This window comes from Rhizobium sp. 01T417 (assembly GCF_056398905.1).
On the sequence record NZ_JBFTQH010000067.1, the window covers coordinates 1 to 15,944 of the forward strand.

The window sequence follows — 15,944 nt, forward strand, 5'->3', positions numbered from 1 at the left end:
CTAGACGCTTGCGGATGCGCGAAAAGGCGTCCGCAACGGGGCGCACTTTGCCTTCCTCCACTTGCCGGTTGGTGAGCGCCAGTACCTTCAGGAGCGCCAGCGTCTCTTGTGTTTCTTCGTATTGGCCGACGTCCTGAAGAATGGCTTTCRCCTCTCCGTGAAGYGTAATGACGACYRGCTGCGGATTGTCSTTTAGCGTCCGGATRAWCTCGGGCRCATGCGCCTTGAGAKAACTGATTGGCTTGACCCGCTCTGAAAGCTTCATGCACTTACTCCCTATTGACCAGAATRTAGATCATTAAGTGGTCAATGGAAAAGCAGCCTTTCAAATGCCAGCTGACACATCCGCWGGGCGRCKYCTGGAACTATTTCAYCCACGACYARGCGCGCTCGCGGGCCTRTCGCTGGGGCGAAGATGGCCTTGGCGGCATCTCGRACGACGGCCAGCGGCTCTGCTTTGCGCTCGCGCTCTGGAACAAGCGCGATCCTGAAAGAGCGCTTGTTCGGGCTCACGAAGAGCGAGTCAAATCACGGCGAGGACGTCAAGGAATACTACTTCTACCTGGACTCGACTCCTACACATTCCTACACGAAGTACCTCTACAAGTACCCCCAGCAGATCGGCCGCTTGAAGGGGTCTGAGGAGACGACGTCGATGATTTCAGAAACCTGGGCGACGTCGAGCAGGGCTGCCACGCGCGGCATGACGTTCTTGTCGGTCGAGGTGGCGGCGGCGATGATCGTGTCGTAGGCACCGGAAAGCTGGACGATCAGGGCGGCAAGGCTCGGCCAGATTGTTGGCAAGGCTTGCGTATCGTTCCTCCGCCTTCCGGCTGAGTTCGTATCATGCTGCCTGGGAAGAATGCATCGGTCGCCGTTTGGGGAAAAGGTACGCGCTACCTCCCCTTTTTATCCTTTGGACCACGTGGCGAAACGAGAAAGCGCAGAATGCGCCAACGGTTCAATTCCCTCAATAGTAAAAAATGCTGAGGGAGTGCATCGCTTCAATACTAGTTGGGCATTTGCGCGGATAGAAAAACCGGCGCACCAACCTTCTGTGCTGCGGCCGCTAGGCGCTTGTCTCGCGTCCACAAGCTGGTTCTTCGGTCAAGGAGTGTTGAAGTCAGCAGGTGCGCATCAGTGTAGCCGATCCCCATACAGAATATTGAGTGGCGCTCAATGACAGTCATTACCTCTGCATGAGTTGCGATCACGGCTTCCCGTTGAGCCGAGAGAAACGCGATAACGGCATCTCGTTCTCGCAGACTGCCTAGAGCCAATTCGCCAACGACAAAAGGGTGGCAGAGCAGACGGTCATCCTCGATGATTTTTTTCAGGTCGGCGTCTCCATACCGAAAATGGTCGATCCAGATTGAGGTATCTACAAGGATCACTTGGCCACTTCGCTCCGGCGGCGAGGGGCAGCCTCGGCGTCCGGCATAGAGCCGCCAAGAGCGATCAACCGCTTGCCAGATTCAACGCGCACAAGCGTCTCCAGCGCCAAACGGACAAGAGCCGCCGTTTCCTTCGTGCCTGTCAGGGATTTGGCTCGCTCCAGGAGGTTGTCGTCAAGATTTATGGTAGATCGCATTTCCATCTCCCGCGCCTTGTTGGAGATATAGCACCATTTGGTGCTAAAATCTATGCCTAGCAGCGACGTGGTGTTCTGATCCATGGGGGCGCGAGTTCGATTCCGCTCAAGACCGATGAATGCAAAGAGGCTCGATCGAAACCCGCGTGCGAGGTGCGTTCGCGAAGTAGCGGTCGCGTCGGATTGCGCCGGGCTCGTTTCACGTCGTGCCGACGTCGTCGGTGGCAACTGCCCACCTGCAGAATGCGGTCAATCTTCGGCCGCAGCCGATCGGCGACCCGTCCCTTGAACTGGCCTGCGAGTGTCGCGGGGTGATGTCTCCCACTTGAAGGCTGAAATAATGGGCGGGAAACCATGGGTTCCGTACTTCCGAAAGGGGCGACGCGTGCGTTCGGCCGAGGGCGACCGAACGTCCACCTCGCGTCAGATCATGCGCCCGCCAGGCTCAAAGTCTGCTTTCAAAATCGGCGCTCGGAAGCCGACCGACGCCTTTCGAAAGCAGTTCGACAACCTGCTGAAAGCGTTGACAGCCCTGAGGATTGGAAATTCTTCTCTTTGCGTTGCCGGCGAAAGCTCTCCGCTAAATGTCAACATGACCCCCAGCATTTCCGCTACAATCAACACATGCCGCGAGCCAGAGCACCGCGCATGCGTACCACGGAAAATGAGGGGGCCGAACTATGCCGAATGGTCCATCGGGCGCAAGGGCGCAAGCCGAGCCGGCGCAGCCGTCGCGATCCGTCCTTGTCGCGGAACAACGTCGCCTCGATGAGGACAGAGAGGCCGGGGGGGCCTGGAAGAAATGGGGCCCCTATCTGAGCGAGCGGCAGTGGGGCACGGTACGCGAGGACTACAGCGAGTCGGGCGACGCCTGGAACTATTTCACCCACGACCAGGCGCGCTCGCGGGCCTATCGCTGGGGCGAAGATGGCCTCGGCGGCATCTCGGACGACGGCCAGCGGCTTTGCTTTGCGCTGGCGCTCTGGAACGAGCGCGATCCGATCCTGAAAGAGCGTTTGTTCGGGCTCACGAACAGCGAGTCAAATCACGGCGAGGACGTCAAGGAATACTACTTCTACCTCGACTCGACTCCGACGCACTCCTACATGAAGTACCTCTACAAGTACCCCCAGCGGGAGTTCCCCTATCGGGACCTCGTCGAGACCAGCCGGCACCGGTCGAGGGAGGAGTTCGAGTATGAACTGCTCGATACCGCTGTCTTCGACGACGACCGCTACTTCGACGTTTTCCTCGAGTATGCCAAGGAAGACCCGGAGGACATGCTGATCCAGGTGACGGTGCATAACCGGGGGCCCGAGGCCGCGCGGCTCCACGTGCTGCCGACGCTCTGGTTCCGCAACACGTGGTCGTGGGGGAAAAATGGGGCCAAGCCGCTCTTGCGGGAAGCCTGTGGGACCATCCACGCCTCGCACCCCGAGGTCGGCGACTACACGCTCGCGTGCGACGGACGTCCGGAATTTCTCTTCACCGAGAACGAGAGCAATGTTTCCCTCCTCTGGGGGCAGCCGAACCCGACGCCGTTCGTCAAGGACGCCTTCCACCGATACGTCGTTTCTGGTGACACCGGGGCCATCAACCCGGAAAAGACCGGTACGAAGGCCGCGGCGCATTACATCCTCGACGTGCCGGCGGGCGGTGCCTCGATCGTCCGGTTGCGATTGTCAGCAAGGCTGCCGGCGAGGCCGTTCGCGAAGAGCTTCGATGCGACGGTGGCCGCCCGCATAAAGGATGCCAACGAGTTCTACCAGCGCATTACCCCCGGGTCGCTGAACGAGGACGAGCGGCGGGTCCACCGCCAGGCGCTTGCGGGTATGCTCTGGTCGAAGCAGTACTACTTCTACGACGTGGACACCTGGCTCAAGGAGCACGAGGCGCATCCTCTCGTCGGAACGTCTAGACGGCGGATGCGCAACGCCGAGTGGTTCCACATGTTCAATGGCGATATCATCTCCATGCCCGACAAGTGGGAATACCCCTGGTACGCCGCATGGGACCTCGCGTTCCACACGCTTGCGCTCGCGCTCGTCGATCTGGACTTCGCAAAAGCCCAACTCCTCCTCATGCTGCGAAGCCTGTATGTCCATCCGAATGGGCAGATCCCGGCCTACGAGTGGAACTTCAGCGACGTCAATCCGCCCGTGCATGCGTGGGCGACGCTTTTTCTCTACAGGACGGAGCAAGCCCTCGGGCGGGAGGATGTCGCCTTCCTGGAGCGCTCGTTCCAGGGTCTCATGCTCAACTTCAACTGGTGGGTGAACCGCAAGGACCCTGACGGCCGCAACGTTTTCGCCGGCGGGTTCCTCGGCCTCGACAACATCGGTGTCTTCGACCGCAGCGCGCCGCTCCCGACCGGCGGGTCGCTCGAACAGGCCGACGGCACCGCTTGGATGGCGTTCTACTGCCAGAGCATGATCGAGATCGCTCTCATACTCGCCGACCACGATCCCGTCTACGAGGAGGCGGCGTTCAAGTTCATTGAGCACTTCATGTGGATCGCCTACGCAATGGACCGCATCGGCGAGCACAATGACGAGATGTGGGACGAGACGGATGGGTTCTTTTACGACGTCCTGCGGCTGCCGGACGGGTCTGCGACCCGTCTCAGGGTCCGGTCGATGGTAGGGCTGATCCCGCTTTGTGCCTCCACAATCTTCGGCCCTGACGACTTCGAACGATATCCAAGGCTTCGCGAACTCGTCAACCTTTTCAGGGAGCGCCATCCCGAGGTCGTGGCGCAGGTCGCTCCAACCGAGCACGGCTTTGTCGGTTACGCCGGGCGCCGCCTGCTCTCGCCGCTGTCCAGGAAACGCCTCGAGAGGGTGCTCGGCTATCTGCTTGACGAGAGGGAGTTCCTGAGCCCGTACGGTATCCGCTCTCTCTCCCGCTACCACCAGGACCACCCGTTCGTTCTTCATGTCGGGGGTGACACCCACCGCGTCTCCTACCTGCCGGCCGAATCGGACACGGGGATGTTCGGCGGGAACTCGAACTGGCGGGGCCCCGTCTGGATGCCGGTCAACGCGCTAATCGTGCGTGGGCTCCTCAATCTCTACGGTTTCTACGGCGACGACTTCACGGTCGAGTGTCCGACCGGCTCCGGTCGCCGCATGACGCTCTTCGAGGTGGCTCAGGAGATAAAGCAGCGGCTCACGAGCATTTTCCTGAGAGACGCGAACCGCCGTCGCCCGGTCTATGGAGGGACCGCGAAGTTTCAGGAGGACCCGCACTGGCGCGACCTCATCCTCTTCTACGAGTATTTCAACGGGGACAACGGGGCGGGCCTCGGGGCGAGTCACCAGACCGGTTGGACGGGCGTGATCGCGCGCCTGCTCGACCTCTTCGGCCGTACCAGCGCCGCCGACATTCTGAAGGAGAAGGAGAAACGGCGGCTCGTGGACCGCCTCGTCCGGGAACGGGCGTATGGAGCTGCCTCGCGAGGCAGCGCATAGAGGAGCAGCCATTGCGGAGATGGAACTGAGATGAACACGGGATTTTATCCCTCGCTCTTTCAGATCAACACGCGCGTCTGGCTTACCGAGCTGTCCCAAGGGCTCGGGCGGCCGGCCACGCTTGATGACATTCCGGACACTGAGCTGGAGCGCCTTGCCGAGATGGGGTTCGACTGGATCTGGTTGCTAAGCGTCTGGCAGACCGGTCCAGCGGCACAAAGTGTATCTCGCACCAACCTAGACTGGCGCCACCAGTTTGAGGAGACATTGCCCGACCTGCGCGAGACAGACATCGCAGGATCGGGCTTCGCCATAGCCGATTACACCGTGCACTCCGGTCTGGGTGGCGATGCTGCGTTGGCGCGCCTGCGCGAACGGCTCAAGCAGCGTGGCCTGCGGCTGCTGCTCGACTTCGTGCCAAATCATATGGCGCCGGATCACCCGTGGGTCGAAAAGCATCCCGAATATTTCGTCCACGGCAGCGACGCCGATTTCGCAAAGGCACCGCAGAACTACTGCCGCGTGCGAACGTCGAAAGGGCCGCTGGTGCTAGCCTACGGCCGCGACCCGTATTTCGACGGCTGGCCCGACACGCTACAGCTCAACTACGGCAATCCGAACTTGCAGCACGCGATGATCGGCGAGCTGTTGCGCATCGCCAAGCAGTGCGACGGGGTCCGCTGCGACATGGCGATGCTGGTGTTGCCGGAGATATTCGAACGGACATGGCACATCCACGCCGAGCTGTTCTGGCCGCAAGCGACGCAACGCGTCCGCAAACAATTCCCGGGGTTTACCTTCATGGCCGAGGTGTACTGGGACATGGAGTGGACACTGCAGCAGCAGGGCTTCGACTACGCCTACGACAAGCGGCTTTACGATCGCTTGCGGGAGGGGCGCGCGCGGCCGGTGCGCGAGCATCTGTACGCGGGGCTCGACTACCAGCAGAAGCTTGCTCGGTTTTTGGAGAACCACGACGAGCCCCGGGTCGCTGCGACCTTCACGCCCGAGATGCACCAAGCCGCGGCGATTGTGACCTTCCTTTCGCCTGGGCTGCGGTTCTTCCATCAGGGTCAGTTCGAGGGGCGGAAGAAGCGCATCTCGCCACACTTGATCCGTGCGCCACTGGAGCCGGTGAGTGAGGCCTGCCAGCAGTTCTACGAAGACCTTCTGGCGGTGCTCCGGGAGCCGATCGTCCGCGACGGCCAGTGGCGTCTGCTCGATTGCGTTCCGGCCTGGGAGGGCAACTGGACGTCGGATTGCTTCATCTCCTGGTCCTGGGAGAAGAATGACGGCCAGCGGCAGATGATCGTCGTCAACTATGCTCCAAACCAGAGCCAGTGTTTTGTCCAGCTCCCGTTCTCCGACCTGGCCGGTCGAGCGGTGCGGCTCAAGGATCTGATGGGTCTCGCCAGCTATGACCGCGACGGGAGCGCCCTCGTCTCAAGGGGGCTCTATCTCGATCTGCCGCCTTGGGGCTACCACGTGTTTTTTCAAATCACCGCGCTGCCCTGAGGCGACAGGCACGCGTGGCGACGGACAACATGCCAGCGACAGAGCCGCGCCATCAGTCCTCTTCGTCGAGAAGCTGGCTTCGTATCTGCATCAGTTCCTTCTTTCGCGCTTCACTGACCACAGGCATCTGCAGATCGATCCTCTCGAAGGCCCCGGAGATCACCTCCGAAATCGCCAGCCGGGCAAACCATTTGTTGTCGGCCGGAATGACGAACCAGGGAGCCCACTCCGTGCTGGTGTTTTCCAGCATATCCTCGAACGCCTTTTGGTAGTCGTCCCAGTATTTTCGCTCTGCATAATCCGCCGGTGAAAACTTCCAATTCTTTTCTGGCTCGTCTATCCGCGCCAGGAAGCGATTCTTCTGCTCCTTCTTGGAGACATTGAGAAAAAACTTCAAAACGATTGTGCCGTTTTGCCGAAGATATTTTTCAAAGTTGTTTATCTCCTTGAACCGGCGTTGCCAGATATCTCCTTTGCGAGCGCGCGGCGGAAGCTTTTGCTTTTCAAGCAATTCCGGGTGAACCCTGACGACCAGAACATCCTCGTAGTAGGATCGGTTGAAAATGCCGATCATGCCGCGCCCTGGCAGCGCCTTTGATGCGCGCCAAAGATAGCCATAGTCTAGATCCTCCGCCGACGGCGCCTTAAAGCTTGTAACCTGGCAGCCCTGCGGATTGATCCCGGACATGACATGGCGGATCGCGCCATCCTTGCCCGCCGCGTCCATGGCCTGAAAAATGATCAACAGGGCGTAGTTATCCTGTGCATAGAGAACTTCCTGCATCGCAGACAGTCGATCGACGTTTGCCGCCACTTTTTCGAGCGCCCCGGCCTTGTCGTCATAGCCGCCGGTAAAATCCGGGTCGAAATCCTTAAGCGAAACCGCCTTTCCGGGCTCCACGGCAATGTCGCGGAAACGAAAGCGTACGCGGCCGCTGTCCCCCACAGGGATCTCACGCTTCTGGTCAAAATCCACATCCAGTTTCATCTTGTCCTCTGCCATGACATGCTCCCATTTTGGCAACCGAAGTCGACATCCTTGTATGTCAGCATTCACGCATTCGTGCAGCGGCGTGGACATTCTGCAATTTCCTGTTGCGAGTGCCAGCCGGCGTTGCTCGGAGGAACCACCGGCTCTCGCTGTCGGCCCGAACTGCGCCTGATGGAGCCGGCTCGGTCGACGGCGACACGCCAAACACCGCATAGGCTAACAAGGGACAATCGTCGCCTAGAGCCCGTAAAATCCAGGTATCGCCGACGCTGCGGCATGGGCGATGCCGACCGGCACCAGCATGGTGGTCAGCACGATCCCTGCAACAAAATCATGGAACTGACGAAGAACTTGAAACCCCCGCAGCCAGCGCGCCAATTGGTTTTGGGTTGCGTCAGCCACTTACCTTTTTCACCCCCATCATCGTTGTCGACCGCGCCTCTTCAGTTACATCTGGCAGGTTCACCTCCTCGTGATATACACGGGTATATCATATTTCGCCGGCCAACGCATTTGACCCACCGCTGTCCCAGATGCGGGCAAGGCGCCGCGCTCTTGCGCGTTTCTGCGTCCATGTTGATGTCTAGAGCACTTGCATCGGCGCCTCCGATTCCGCTTGTCTCCAAGGAGACGAAGTCCGACGACATCTTCTGGAAGTTTAAGCGGCAATCCTCGGTAACTCGTCTTTGCCGCGGTCCAATTGGAAGCAAGTTGTTAGCCGGGCGGACTCGTCCGCCATGCCTGCAGCAGGACGAAAGCGACAGCAAGCAGCGTCGGTCCAATAAACAGACCAAGGAAACCAAAGGCGATAAAGCCACCGAAAACGCCCAGGATCGTCAGAGGCATAGGCATTCGAATGCCGCGACCGATCAGCCATGGTTTAAGAATGTTGTCGACCATACTGACCAAAATTCCCCATGCGACCATGAAGCTCCCCCATCCGACCTGGTCCTGCCCGAACAGCCACCACGCCGCACCACCCCAGATCAGCACCAGGAGGGGGGCTCCGATCTGGCTGATGGAGAGCAGTAGACCGACGAAGCCGAGCGTGGTCGCACCAGGTACACCTGCAAGTGCCAGGCCGAGCACCAGTAGCGCTGCCTGCGCGAGAGCTGTGCCGATCACGCCATAGGAGACGCTGCGAACCGCGCCTGCGGCTGCAAGAAGGCTGGCATGCGCCGTTGCCCCGCCCAGCCGGACGACGATGCTATCCAGTTCTTCAACCAGCTTGCTCCCGTTGATACAAAACATGGTTGCCACGATCAGCGCCAGGATCATCTGGACGACGCTGTCGCCAAGCGCACGCGCCGCCGTGATTAGCCACCGCTGCAAAATCTCGGATTGGGGTGCAAGTGCAGTGGCGACGTCACCCTTCGCTTCTAGTAGACCATCCCATGCAGAAGCAAGTTTGCCACCGACCAGGGGGACGTTCTCGATCCAGCCGGGACGTTGTGGTGTTGCCGAGAAGTAGTTCTCGACGCTCTCCGTGAACGCCTTCAGTTCGTCGGTGAGAACCGGAGCCATGATCAGTGCCGGCAACACGATCACCAGGAGCGAAAGCAGGAGAAGCAGCACTGCAGTCAGGCGAGGCCCGACACCCCGGCCGATCATCCATTGCCGCAAGGGCCAGGCGGCAATCGCCAACGTCGCCCCGAAAAGGATGGCGGCGGCGAAGGGCTTCAATATTGCGAGCACGCCGACAAGCAGGACCACGACCATCAGCAAAGTGATGCTGCGCTCGATCAGGCCGGCTGTGCCAAGCCCGAGTTGACGGTGGGTGCCGCCGGCAGGAGTCGTCTCATCGGGCATCTTGGTCACCCGTCAGAGAAACCGTCGAAGGCATGGGATCACCCGTCGTCGCGGCTCCCGCTCGGATCCTGCCGATGCACTGGACCAGCTCGCGACGGTCCAGGGAGGATTCCGCCGGCGACAGCGCTGCCTGTGCCGACATCAGGGTTCGCAAAGGCGCGTTACGGGATGAGACCGCAGCAACGGGATTTTCCACAGAAGAGCGACCCTACTTGGCTCAGGAGGCCCACACTATACCAAGGTTGCTCCGAAGCATCCAGATACGATCGCTGGTGCCGCGAGCGGCCGAACCTACGCTAGGATCGGCAAACTATAACGCGTACCAGCAATAGCAGCCGCCCCTCCGGGGCGCCCTACCCAAGCCCCGCTCTTCGGGCATTGACCGCGTCGCTGATCAGAGACTAGGCTTGGGGTGCCGTTCCCGTAAAGGTCAGACCGATGCAGGCCCATCCGACAGATAGCAGCAGTGCGGCATCAGGTTCCACTGCTCTTCGCTTCGATGTCATTGCCGGCCTGACGGCCGCAACCGTGGTGCTGCCCAAGGCGATGGCCTACGCCACGGTCGCGGGGTTGCCTGTGGCGGTTGGGCTCTACACCGCGTTAATCCCCGCTATCGTATATGGCCTGCTCGGGTCGTCGCGGGTACTGAGCGTTACCTCGACAACAACGCTCGCCATCCTCACCGGCGCCGCCCTCGGTCTGGTCGTGCCGGACGAAGACCCGCAAAGGCTTGCGGCCGCAACCGCCACACTCACTCTTCTTGTCGGTGCAGCGCTGATTGTGGCTAGGCTGGTGCGCCTCGGCTTTATCGCAAACTTCATATCATCGCCGGTGTTAACCGGCTTCAAGGCTGGAATCGGCTTCGTCATTTTGCTGGATCAACTGCCGAAGCTTCTGGGGATTCATATCCAAAAGCATTCCTTCTTCTTCGATCTCGCAAGCGTCATCTTCCATGTTCCGGACATTCATTTGCCGACACTTCTCGTCGGCGGGCTGACGCTTGTTCTGCTGGTGGCGATGGAAAACCTCAAGCCCCATTCTCCAGCTCCGCTCGTCATTGTAGCGGGAGCCATTGCCGCCTCTTGGCTCTTCCATCTTTCACAGCTCGGTGTCTCGACGGTCGGACATATCCCTCAGGGCTTACCGTCTCTTGCCTTGCCCGACTTCACCTTGGCACAGAGCCTGTTGCCAGCCGCGTTGGGGCTCGCGCTGATGAGCTTCACAGAGACCATTGCGGCAGGTCGCGCCTTTCAAGCTCCCGGGGACCCGCTCATCGACCCAAGCCGCGAACTCACAGCGACCGGTGCCGCCAATCTCGCGGGCGCCGTCTTAGGGGCGATGCCAGCGGGCGGCGGAACGTCCCAGACGAGTGTCGTTCGCTCGGCAGGCGGTCGCTCGCAAAGGGCCTCGTTCGTCATAGCGGCCGCGGCCTTGGCCACGATGTTGTTGTTCGCGCCGATCCTCGGACTCCTGCCGAATGCCGTCCTGGCGGCGATCGTCATCGTCTACTCTGTCGGCCTGATAAAGCCGGCAGAGTTTGTGCAAATTCGGCGGATCCGAGCGATGGAGTTCTGGTGGGCATTGGTTGCGGCGGTCGGTGTCCTGACATTCGGTACATTGCAGGGCATCATTGTCGCAATCATCCTGTCGCTCATTACCCTCGCTTACCAGGCGGCGCATCCGCGCGTCTCAGTGATCGGAAAAAAGCGCGGGGCTGACGTGCTTCGCCCCGTCTCTCCCGATCATCCCGACGACGAAACCTTCGAGGGACTGCTAATCGTGCGTCCGGAAGGTCGTCTTTTCTTTATCAATGCGCAGGACGTGACCGACCAGATCGGGGCCTTGGTCAGGGAGCACAAGCCTCGTGTGCTGGCCATCGACATGAGCCGCGTCTCCGACATCGAATATTCAGCTCTCCAGATGATGATCGAAAATGATGAGCGCGCGGTGAGAGAGGGTGTCACGGTTTGGCTCGTGGGATTGAACCCGGGCGTGCTCGAGATAGTTCGCAAGTCCGGATTGGACAAGCAACTTGGCCCCCGCCGTCTTTTGTTCAATGCACGTGTTGCGATAGAACAGTACAAAGACATGAACAGTACGGCGCCGCAGAAGGCTGGGCCGGCGTAGTGGTTACCGGCCGAGCGTGCGGCCGCTCAGGTAAAGATCCAGCGGGCGGTGGAGGGCTACTCCGTCATCGCGAGCGGTGCGGTGATGGAACGAAAAACATCATCAATGGTAAGGTGCTCGAGGCGCTGGGTCCGGACGGCATTCTCATCAACGTGTCACGTGGTTCGACCGTTGACGAAGATGCGCTCATCGCCGCGCTTCAACGTCGAGCGATCAAGGCCGCTGGTCTCGATGTCTTTCTCAACGAGCCTGGCATCGATCCGCGGTTTTTCGAGCTCGACAATGTGGTGCTGCAGCCGCATCACGGATCTGGTACGGTCGAGACCAGGAAGGCAATGGGCCAACTCGTGCGCGATAATCTGGCTGCGCATTTCGCCGGCAAGTCTCGACCGACCCCCGTCGTGTGAGGAAATCATCATGAAAGCAGTCGTCATTCACGCGGCCAAGGATTTGCGCGTCGAGGAACGTGAGGTCGAAACGGTTGGAGCCGGTCAGGTGGAGATCGCCATAGAGGCTGGTGGCATCTGCGGGTCCGACCTGCACTATTACAATCATGGCGGCTTCGGCACCGTGCGCGTCCGCGAGCCGATGATCCTCGGTCATGAAGTGGCCGGGACGGTCAAGGCGCTTGGAACGGGCGTTTCTCACCTTGCTGTCGGTGATCGGGTCGCGGTGTCGCCAAGCCGACCCTGCAACGCCTGCGAATACTGTCTGCGCGGCGAGCAGAACCATTGCTTCAACATGCGGTTCTACGGTTCCGCCATGCCAATGCCGCACATCCAGGGCGCATTCCGCCAGCGGCTGGTTGCCGAGGCCTGGCAGTGCCATAAGGTCGCCGCCGGCATCTCGATCAACGAAGCGGCAATGGCCGAGCCTTTTGCGGTGACGCTCCACGCTGTCAACCGCGCAGGCCCGCTCATCGGCAAGCGCGTTCTCGTCACGGGTTGTGGCCCGATCGGGGCGCTTGCCATCATCGCCGCGCGTGCTCATGGCGCACGCGAAGTTGTCGCGACGGATGTAATGGACACGGTGCTCGGCAAGGCGCTTGAGATCGGGGCCGACCGCGTGATCAACGTTGCCAATAATCCGGAGGAACTCTCGGCCTATTCCGCCAACAAGGGATATTTCGACGTTCAGTTCGAAGCGTCTGGTAACGAGCGTGCCGTCCGATCCGGCCTCGAGGTTCTTCGCCCGCGCTCAGCGCTTGTCCAACTCGGGCTCGGTGGGGACGTGTCGATCCCACAGAACATGGTTGTTGCCAAGGAAATCGAAATGAAGGGGACTTTCCGCTTCCATGAGGAGTTCGGCCTGGCCGTCGATCTCATCAATCAGCGACGGGTCGATCTCAAGCCTCTCTTGACCGGCACCTATCCGATCGAGGATGCCGTCAGCGCATTCGAAGCTGCCGGCGACCGCACGAAGTCGATTAAGGTCCAACTCGCGTTCTGATAAATTCGAACGCCTTTAAATGCAGAGGCACTGCCGGTTCCGGCGCTGACCTATTTCGACGCCTATCGCCAAGGCCGCGGCCCCGCGAACCTGATCCAGGCGCAGCGTGACTTCTTCGGCGCGTATGGTTTCGACCGCCTCGACGGCAAGGACTTCCACCACGGCCCGTGGGGCAGCGGTGCGATGACGTTCTAGCTATCGGCGGGGCGCAACAAGAGTGGCAACGGCGAAGACCTACACCAGCACGTGGTCAGGTGAAGACAAGAGTGGCCGTACCGTTCTCGTGCAGTCCGAAAGCCGCTTCAATGTCCAGCAGACCCAGAAGTCCTTTTCGATGATCGTATTGGCGACGCCTCGGCCAGCCCCCGTTTCGCCAAACAGCGCTGCTCGATGAGGGGGCAAGGTCAGAAGGTATCCTCACTCATTTTGCCTATTTTCGTCACAGGTATCAAAAGATCGTAATCGGTCAAGTTAGATAAAATTATCGGACGCGCCGCGGTATCCCTCAGCGGCGTCGGCGACGACTGGGTTGAACTCGCGCGCGGCCTTCAGGTCTGGTTTGAAAGTCTCGGCTACTACAGGAGCGGCGACTATTGGCTGATTCCGACCCGCGTTGCGACGGGGGACGTCGAGTGGCCGTTCGAGCCCGACGGCGAGACGCGGGCCCTTGTCGGTCCCTTTGGCGTCACGCACCACAGGGCGGCACTGGCCGGCGTGCGTAAGGCAGGGGCTGTCTGGATCGTAAACCGCTGCGGCTGTGTGCATCAGCCGATCTGCGATCCGAAAACCTAGGATTTTCCGTCTTTCTGATCGGAGCAGGGCTCAGCCCGGCAGGCGTTTGGCTTCTGCAGAGGTGCTGAAGTGGCGCAAAAGCGATTGACGCCGGTGCGGTCGCTGAGCAGTCCGGTCTTGCAGCCGTTCGGCCTTCCTCACGCAGCGTCGGCGACCCATTTCGCACCTTGCCTCGAATGCGGGTCGCATCCTGCATCGAACTAGAGAATTACCGCCCGCGTGGCGAAACTGGTCCGGAACAGCGCTTCGTGGGCAGTAGGATCCGGATCAAAACAGCAATCCTGCACGATGTACATTCGATAGTCTGCATCGCTCGCCCATCCGACGGTAGAAAACAGGACGCCGCTGCTCGCTACGCCCGCCATGACTAGCGTATTGATCCCATGAGCCTGCAAGTCGGCGTGCAAAGATGTATCGTGAAAGACGTTCGCGCGCGGACAAGCGTATCGCCAGTCGCTATCAACAATATCCAGCCCACTGACCGGCGCTGGGTCACGGAAGAATCCAGTCTTTTTTATATTGTTGATCAGCATATTGTTTTCATGACGGGACCCATAGTCGATCGCAAAATTTGCAAAAATCACGGGATTGCCGCTCACGCGCCATTTCGCAATCAGTGAATTGGTGCGGTCGAGCAAGTCTGTGGGAATATTATCTGCTAGGATCGAAAAGACGTCCGCTTGATAATGCATGATCAGCAAAGCGGCTTTCTCCATGCCGGTCTCAGCCATGTAGGGCATTCTCGTCTCCATATCTCACGCTAAATTACAGACTAATTGTCTCCACCAAAGACGGAGCATCAGCCGGTGAAAGTCCCAAGTTGGGGAAGTAATCGGCCGAAAGGTTGCACGTTCCCACGCTGCATCGTGCCCAGGCAAAAGGCACGGCGGATCGATCCTTGGACGAAATCCAAGCCTTCCTCATCGAGCACCCAGGTGCTTGGCACAACCCTCAACTCATTCTCCATGCCGGCTGCCATGCAAGCGCTCGCTGCGCTTTGTCAGTGGTTACCGTGCCATCATCCTCCGCCACATTGTAAATCCCCGAAGCGCCGGTCTTCGCCGCTTGCGCGGCGGCTTTAGCAGCAGCATCTACATGGATAGCAGCAGGTCCGGGCGGGTTGTCGAATCCCGTTCCCGGACCATAGAGTCGCCCGTAACGCAGGACGATACCGGTAAAGGGAGCACCGAGAACCTGTGTTTCAAGACTTGCTATACCGCGGGCAGAAACTCCCGCGCGACCATCGGCCGTGATGGCTAGTGCATCTCCTTCCTCGTACGGCAAGGCCTTATCGGCGTAGGCAAAGGCGATGCTCTGAGCAACAAACCTGGTTGCGCCGGCCTTGCTTGCGGCTTCAACCAGATTACGAGTGCCTTCGTCACGAATTCGCGCATTTCGTGGTGCAGCTTCAGCCATGCGGGCCTGATCGAGTGCAGGTGGCAGATCCGTTAGCTGATGGATGATAACTTCCGGCCTGGCTTCCAGAACCGCTGTAATGACGGCCGCTTTGTCAAAAATATCAACGACGATCGGTTCAACTCCCAGATCTCGCAGGGAAGCCTCCTTTGTCGCCGTTCGAGTTGTCCCAAAAACCCTCCAACCGTCGGATACCAACAGTGGAGCGAGGCGTCGTCCAATAGCTCCACTGGCTCCCGCGAGAAAAACCGTCTTGATCATCACTGCCCTCTTTAAAGCCTCAAGCTCGATGTGATACCCAAGTTATCAGAACTATGCTAACATATAAGAGTTCTTATAACATGAGCAAGCGTGTAGAAAGTTCGACAAATATCCTGCCGAAGCCAGGTGCGGGTAAGCGCGGAGAGACTGGCCACCTTGGATATCTGTTGCGACAAGCAGCAGGGGGGCATCGAAATCGCATGGATCATGCTCTCGCCCACCTGAACGTGACCCCACCTCAGTTTGTAGTCATGACCATGATCAAGGCATATCCAGAACTGTCGGGTGCAGACCTRGCCCGGATAGCCTTGCTTACTCCGCAGACTGTRGGCGTGATCAYTRCMAACCTTGAGCGAGCTGCGCTCATTKTCAGATCGCCCCATCCGGTGCACGGGCGCATTCTTCGAATAAGCCTTACAGAGAAAGGATCGAACCTATTGGCCGAATGCCGTACACAGGTACATATCCTCGAACAGGAGTTGGTTGCGGGCTTCAATGAGATAGAGGAGGCTACAATTCGGCG

The 15,944-nt window shown here is 59.6% G+C and carries 15 protein-coding genes and 4 pseudogenes; 10 read left to right on the top strand and 9 right to left on the bottom strand.

Annotated features, from left to right (window positions below; genetic code table 11):
* Nucleotides 1-265: type II toxin-antitoxin system Phd/YefM family antitoxin (locus tag AC1DPR_RS30545; RefSeq protein WP_477817870.1), on the bottom strand; the 265-nt coding region annotated here is incomplete at its 3' end.
* A 44-nt stretch (nt 266-309) separates the two neighbouring features.
* Between AC1DPR_RS30545 and AC1DPR_RS30550 the strand changes: the two are divergent.
* Nucleotides 310-616, top strand: a pseudogene (locus AC1DPR_RS30550) (hypothetical protein); the annotation flags it as partial.
* On the opposite strand, the pseudogene AC1DPR_RS30555 reads toward AC1DPR_RS30550, so the two are convergent.
* From AC1DPR_RS30555 to AC1DPR_RS30565, 3 genes and pseudogenes are all read right to left on the bottom strand, one after another.
* Nucleotides 610-811 (bottom strand): annotated as a pseudogene (locus AC1DPR_RS30555) (adenine nucleotide alpha hydrolase family protein); the annotation flags it as partial. The pseudogenes AC1DPR_RS30550 and AC1DPR_RS30555 sit on opposite strands and share 7 nt — an antisense overlap.
* Nucleotides 812-1,010: 199 nt before the next feature.
* Nucleotides 1,011-1,394 carry a type II toxin-antitoxin system VapC family toxin gene (locus AC1DPR_RS30560; RefSeq protein ID WP_169681688.1) on the bottom strand — a complete coding sequence of 128 codons (384 nt, stop codon included), beginning with the start codon at nt 1,392-1,394 and terminating at the stop codon, nt 1,011-1,013.
* Nucleotides 1,391-1,591, bottom strand: a complete 201-nt coding sequence (locus AC1DPR_RS30565) for a type II toxin-antitoxin system VapB family antitoxin (RefSeq protein ID WP_062369274.1) — start codon at nt 1,589-1,591, stop codon at nt 1,391-1,393. Before AC1DPR_RS30565 ends, AC1DPR_RS30560 begins: the two co-directional genes overlap by 4 nt.
* A 680-nt stretch (nt 1,592-2,271) precedes the next feature.
* On the opposite strand from AC1DPR_RS30565, the gene AC1DPR_RS30570 reads away from it, so the two are divergent.
* A complete protein-coding gene (locus tag AC1DPR_RS30570) occupies nt 2,272-5,061 on the top strand; it encodes an MGH1-like glycoside hydrolase domain-containing protein (protein ID WP_477817871.1) in 2,790 nt (929 codons plus the stop codon).
* Between the two features lie 30 nt (nt 5,062-5,091).
* Nucleotides 5,092-6,576 (top strand): alpha-amylase family glycosyl hydrolase, encoded by a 1,485-nt coding sequence (locus AC1DPR_RS30575; RefSeq protein ID WP_477817872.1) that lies wholly within the window; start codon nt 5,092-5,094, stop codon nt 6,574-6,576.
* Between the two features lie 52 nt (nt 6,577-6,628).
* On the opposite strand, the gene AC1DPR_RS30580 is transcribed toward AC1DPR_RS30575, so the two are convergent.
* The 3 genes from AC1DPR_RS30580 to AC1DPR_RS30590 all read right to left on the bottom strand — a co-directional run bounded on the left by AC1DPR_RS30580 (nt 6,629) and on the right by AC1DPR_RS30590 (nt 9,376).
* On the bottom strand, nt 6,629-7,579 hold the full coding sequence (locus tag AC1DPR_RS30580) for a polyphosphate kinase 2 family protein (RefSeq protein ID WP_477817873.1): 951 nt from the start codon (nt 7,577-7,579) through the stop codon (nt 6,629-6,631).
* A 225-nt stretch (nt 7,580-7,804) separates the two neighbouring features.
* Nucleotides 7,805-7,969, bottom strand: a complete 165-nt coding sequence (locus AC1DPR_RS30585) for a hypothetical protein (RefSeq protein WP_018858711.1) — start codon at nt 7,967-7,969, stop codon at nt 7,805-7,807.
* A 312-nt stretch (nt 7,970-8,281) separates the two neighbouring features.
* Nucleotides 8,282-9,376 carry an AI-2E family transporter gene (locus AC1DPR_RS30590; protein WP_477817874.1) on the bottom strand — a complete coding sequence of 365 codons (1,095 nt, stop codon included), beginning with the start codon at nt 9,374-9,376 and terminating at the stop codon, nt 8,282-8,284.
* Nucleotides 9,377-9,814: 438 nt separating this feature from the next.
* On the opposite strand from AC1DPR_RS30590, the gene AC1DPR_RS30595 reads away from it, so the two are divergent.
* The 6 genes and pseudogenes from AC1DPR_RS30595 (at nt 9,815) to AC1DPR_RS30620 (ending at nt 13,744) form a co-directional block, all read left to right on the top strand.
* Entirely contained in the window at nt 9,815-11,503 is a 1,689-nt protein-coding gene (locus AC1DPR_RS30595; RefSeq protein WP_477817875.1) for a SulP family inorganic anion transporter, read from the top strand.
* A gap of 80 nt (nt 11,504-11,583) precedes the next feature.
* Nucleotides 11,584-11,910 (top strand): annotated as a pseudogene (locus AC1DPR_RS30600) (NAD(P)-dependent oxidoreductase); the annotation flags it as partial.
* Nucleotides 11,911-11,920: 10 nt separating this feature from the next.
* Nucleotides 11,921-12,952, top strand: coding sequence for an L-idonate 5-dehydrogenase (locus AC1DPR_RS30605; protein ID WP_477817876.1), 1,032 nt, complete (start codon nt 11,921-11,923; stop codon nt 12,950-12,952).
* A gap of 30 nt (nt 12,953-12,982) precedes the next feature.
* A pseudogene (locus tag AC1DPR_RS30610) lies at nt 12,983-13,147 on the top strand (NADP-dependent phosphogluconate dehydrogenase); the annotation flags it as partial.
* A gap of 22 nt (nt 13,148-13,169) precedes the next feature.
* The gene (locus AC1DPR_RS30615; protein ID WP_477817877.1) at nt 13,170-13,346 is read left to right on the top strand and encodes a hypothetical protein; all 177 of its coding nucleotides are present in this window, start codon (nt 13,170-13,172) and stop codon (nt 13,344-13,346) included.
* Between the two features lie 89 nt (nt 13,347-13,435).
* Nucleotides 13,436-13,744: a DUF6519 domain-containing protein gene (locus AC1DPR_RS30620; protein ID WP_477817879.1), complete on the top strand. Its 309-nt coding sequence runs from the start codon at nt 13,436-13,438 to the stop codon at nt 13,742-13,744.
* A 200-nt stretch (nt 13,745-13,944) separates the two neighbouring features.
* On the opposite strand, the gene AC1DPR_RS30625 is transcribed toward AC1DPR_RS30620, so the two are convergent.
* Together AC1DPR_RS30625 and AC1DPR_RS30630 are read right to left on the bottom strand one after the other, a co-directional pair.
* Entirely contained in the window at nt 13,945-14,484 is a 540-nt protein-coding gene (locus tag AC1DPR_RS30625) for an isochorismatase family protein (RefSeq protein WP_018858719.1), read from the bottom strand.
* Between the two features lie 211 nt (nt 14,485-14,695).
* Entirely contained in the window at nt 14,696-15,421 is a 726-nt protein-coding gene (locus tag AC1DPR_RS30630) for an NAD-dependent epimerase/dehydratase family protein (RefSeq protein ID WP_477817878.1), read from the bottom strand.
* Nucleotides 15,422-15,621: 200 nt separating this feature from the next.
* On the opposite strand from AC1DPR_RS30630, the gene AC1DPR_RS30635 reads away from it, so the two are divergent.
* Nucleotides 15,622-15,944, top strand: a 323-nt coding sequence (locus AC1DPR_RS30635; protein ID WP_477817880.1) for a MarR family winged helix-turn-helix transcriptional regulator, incomplete at its 3' end; no start/stop codon positions are given.